The sequence below is a fragment of the Methylobacterium sp. WL103 genome (assembly GCF_008039885.1).
In the GTDB taxonomy this organism is placed as follows: Bacteria; Pseudomonadota; Alphaproteobacteria; order Rhizobiales; family Beijerinckiaceae; genus Methylobacterium; species Methylobacterium cerastii.
Genome location: NZ_VRUX01000450.1, coordinates 1 through 3,521, shown reverse-complemented (window position 1 = coordinate 3,521; position 3,521 = coordinate 1). Strand labels below are relative to the sequence as shown.

Sequence of the window (3,521 nt, the reverse complement as noted above, 5' to 3'; positions counted from 1 at the left end):
CGGGATCGCGACGATGTTCGGGTGCCCGCTAAGACCGTTATGACGCTGCGAGCCCGGCTCGATGCGGTATCCCGCCTGACCCCGCCGCGGATTCGGTGCCGCCTGGATGAGGTCATCGCGGCGATCGACCGGGACACGCGGATCGCCGATCTGCTCGGGTATCGACGGATTGGCCGGTAGGTGTTGGGCTGCCGATTAGATGCGGCCCGGAGGATCACCCCAGGCCGCCATCAGGATCAGAGAATGAGGGTCCGGAACACCACAGCATGGGCCTCGTCATGGAAAGGAAGGATGACGTGGGCATCGCCTTCCGGACTGATGCTCCACCGCGGCTCGTCCAAGGCGAAGCCATGGTCGAGGGCGTCGTAGACCCAATCCCTCACCCGCATCTTCACCGCGATCGGTACGAAGTCCGTATGATCGAGTCCGGCCGGGTCCTCACCAGCAGCGACCATGTGGTCCAACAGTCGGGAGGCTCGCTCGCGGACTTCTGCCTCAGGGATGACGCGCTCGAACTCGTAGAGGGCGTGGGTCATGCTCATCGTGCGGCCCTCCCGAGGGTACCGCGTCGGCGCAGGCTCGTGAGGATGCCCTTGATCTCGCTCCGGCGCTCGCGGGTCGAGTGCGCGTATCCCGCCTCGTCGTAGAGCTTCGAGCGGATGTCTGCCTCGTCGAGGCCAGCCCGTTGCAGCGCCGCTGCCAGGGTGAAGAAGCCCGCGTGGCCGGTGCCCGGTATGGGAGCGGTCTCACGCCATCTCTCGATGGCCGCGCTGATCCGAGCCTCCCGCCAACCAACCGAGGTCTGAGCCGCCTGGGCCTTCAACGCGTCGCGCATGGCTTGCAGCTTCGTGCATACCGCCGTCGTCGTGAGCATTGGCTTCGCTGCCGTTGGGCTCGGCGCCACCAGGGCCGGAACCACAGCCGCCACGGGCTCAGGATCGGGCCTCAGGCTGAGGATGCACGTCTCGACCCACTGATGCAGATCGAGCGGCCCACGCTTGGGGTCACCGTCGCCGTAGTCGATGAAGAACGCGTCCCTTGGGTCCTTGGGCTGGCAAGGCAGGTAGAACAGCGAAGCCGCGTTGAACTTCGACTCGTCGAAGCCGTGGCAGCGGCGGTCCTTGATGCCGGGTCGCTTCGCCAACTGCCGCGTGCCCCAGAACCCCGCCCGGTTCAGCACCCGCTCGATCTGCCCCATGATCAAGGCATGCACGTCCATGCTCATCGCGCAGGTCGTCGGGATGAAGGCGCGCCAGCGTGGCAGGGCCGCCGTGGACGAAGCCGTGTTCCAGACCACGATCCGCAGGTATGGGAACAGGTCGGCGAAGGCGGCATGGGTCAGGTCGCCGCCGTCGTTGTCCAGCCAGATGCCACGCAGATGCGTGACGTTGCCGAGGCCACGCCCGGTCTCGGTCGTCTTGTCTGGATCGAAGTGAGCGGGCGAGAACACGCCCGCATCCTCCTTGGCGACTACGCGCTCATGCAGGGCCAGGAGGCCCGCCACGAAGGCGTCGTCGTCCTCGTAGTCCACGTGGTCGAGCGGAACCGAGTCGTAGATTGAGCCGAAGGCCGTGCCGCACGTCAAAGGCGGCGGCGAGGCCGTGACGGAATCCCCTTCTCTTAAGGAGATATCGTCACGCGCGAACTCGCGCATCTCGGCCCGGACCTCTTGGTCGAGGAAGGGGTAGCGCCCCGTCACCAACGAGGTGGCGTTGATCAGGTCGAGTTGGGCGAGCAGCTTGTGCTTCTCGCCGTCCCGATGCGCCTGTGCCTTGGCTGCGTCGCTGGCGTGCTGGCGCGGCCGTCCAGCTTTGCCCTTGCGAGGAACCACACCCATGCCGGGCAACGGCTCGACCGTCGCGCCGGGGAACAGATCGGCCAGCCATTCCGCCGTATCCCGATCCATCACCACGACGCGCTTGGGCGTCGCGTCGGCCGGGTTCCGGATCGAGCCGCGCATAACCGCCTGATACACAGCCGTGCGGTAGTGAGCCGTCCGCATCTCCTCGCCGCTGATGCCACGCCCTTCCATGAAGCTGAAGTGGGCAGGCGGCGGGTTGAGCGCTGAGAGCACCACCACGTTGTGGACCCCCTGATACGAGTTCAGACCGTGCGGAGTGTTCGGCAGTCGATCCGCTCCACCCTGGGCGAAGAAGTCGTTGCCCAGATCGGTGTTGCCCATCCAGATGAAGGGCTCCGTGCCGACCAGTGATCCCACCGCCTGCCGGACGCGATCGAGCACCGTGGCGTCCTCGCCCTCGATCCGCTTATCTCGGTAGCGCTTCGACCATGCCTCCTCAGCCGCATAGTGGATCGTGATGCGATCCCCATGCTCATGCTTCAGGTAGCGCAGGTCCTTGGTGAGACGGTCTCCGACCGGCTTCAGGGTGACGCCCTGAGCCGTGAAGACGCGGTAGAGCATCGTGTCCGTCATGCAGGCCGAGGCGATCACTACCTGCTTGAAGCCCTTGAAGGCCGAGGGCTTGAGCAGCGAGTAGGTGCCCACCGAGCACCCCTCCTTCTCGCCCCGGATCAGGCGCTCGTATCCAGCCTGATCCGCATAGACCTCCCAATGGTCGGAGGTGATCCGGTTTGCGAGTGGCCCAAGCACGCTGAGCAGGTCGTCGCCATGTTTGTTGCGGGCGATCTTGGAGGCGCTCATCGAGCATCCTCCTGAGCCGCGATGGCATCCTCGGAAGTGACGAGACGGCCGTAAGACGCTCCACCCGGCATAAGGGCGAGGAACGGCGTGATCAGGTGATGCGTCTCGGGCAGACGCAGTTCTTGGAAGCAGTCCACCTGCGGGACCTCATCCACGATGAGGGTCCAGTCGGCCTTCCGCTCGATGTAGGGGAGCAGCAGGAAGGCGGCGTGCGTGATGAACAGCACCTCGCCAGAGCCTGGAGGGGCCTTCTGGAAGTGAGCAACGATGTCCGCGATGACGGACTTCGAGACGTGGCTGTCCCCATGGATGGCCCGCACCGGGTAGGCCGGATCGAGGGGCCGGAGTTCGTCGGCGATGGTCTTGGTGATGAGGTGCTTGGTCGGTTGGACGAAAAGCACCTTGTGGCTGATGCCAGCGAGGTAGTGGCTGTATCGGGCAAGCGCACGCGTCTTACCCGACCCCGCGAGGGCGTCGAGGATATGGATCATGATGAAAACCGCTTCTAAAATGCGGGATTGAAAAGGGTCGAAGCGAACGGCACCGCGCGGGATCGAACGGATCGCGGATCATCAGCGCCATGCCCAAGCGGCAATTGCCTGAGCGTTCGGAGGCGATGAGGAAGGCGACCCACCGTGCGGGCCGGGGCACCAACGTGTCCCAAGAACGGGTATCGCAAACCCGCCGGTTCGCCGTCCATATTTAAATATGCCCGGCTCCTCTCCGGCCCGACGCCCGCGTGGCAGGGCCAGCGCCGCTTGACGGGCAGACCCACGGTGTTACCCGTCAGCCCTGGGATCGAGAGCGCTGACGGCGTAGGGAAAATGATGAGTGTCGGCTCATCCCGCTCCCTCCGCCA

At 65.2% G+C, this 3,521-nt stretch carries 4 protein-coding genes; 1 reads left to right on the top strand and 3 read right to left on the bottom strand.

The genetic code is table 11. The features are described 5' to 3' along the window. Positions 1–180 (top strand): hypothetical protein (locus FV222_RS30715; protein WP_210246557.1); only part of this gene is annotated, 180 nt, incomplete at its 5' end. Between the two features lie 56 nt (positions 181–236). Here the strand turns inward: FV222_RS30715 and FV222_RS20350 are convergent. From FV222_RS20350 to FV222_RS20340, 3 genes are read right to left on the bottom strand one after another with little or no spacing between them, the layout of a single operon-like run. Further along, a complete protein-coding gene (locus FV222_RS20350) occupies positions 237–542 on the bottom strand; it encodes a hypothetical protein (RefSeq protein WP_147765338.1) in 306 nt (101 codons plus the stop codon). Continuing rightward, entirely contained in the window at positions 539–2,662 is a 2,124-nt protein-coding gene (locus tag FV222_RS20345; protein ID WP_147815499.1) for a hypothetical protein, read from the bottom strand. The genes FV222_RS20350 and FV222_RS20345 overlap by 4 nt, the downstream gene beginning before the upstream one ends. After that, positions 2,659–3,153, bottom strand: coding sequence for a hypothetical protein (locus FV222_RS20340; protein ID WP_147765336.1), 495 nt, complete (start codon positions 3,151–3,153; stop codon positions 2,659–2,661). Before FV222_RS20340 ends, FV222_RS20345 begins: the two co-directional genes overlap by 4 nt. Between the last annotated feature and the right edge of the window lie 368 nt (positions 3,154–3,521).

Bases quoted from the DNA above. Each gene is read 5' to 3' on its own strand.
- FV222_RS20350 (WP_147765338.1), bottom strand. From the start codon at position 542: ATGAGCATGACCCACGCCCTCTACGAGTTCGAGCGCGTCATCCCTGAG.
- FV222_RS20345 (WP_147815499.1), bottom strand. From the start codon at position 2,662: ATGAGCGCCTCCAAGATCGCCCGCAACAAACATGGCGACGACCTGCTC.
- FV222_RS20340 (WP_147765336.1), bottom strand. From the start codon at position 3,153: ATGATCCATATCCTCGACGCCCTCGCGGGGTCGGGTAAGACGCGTGCG.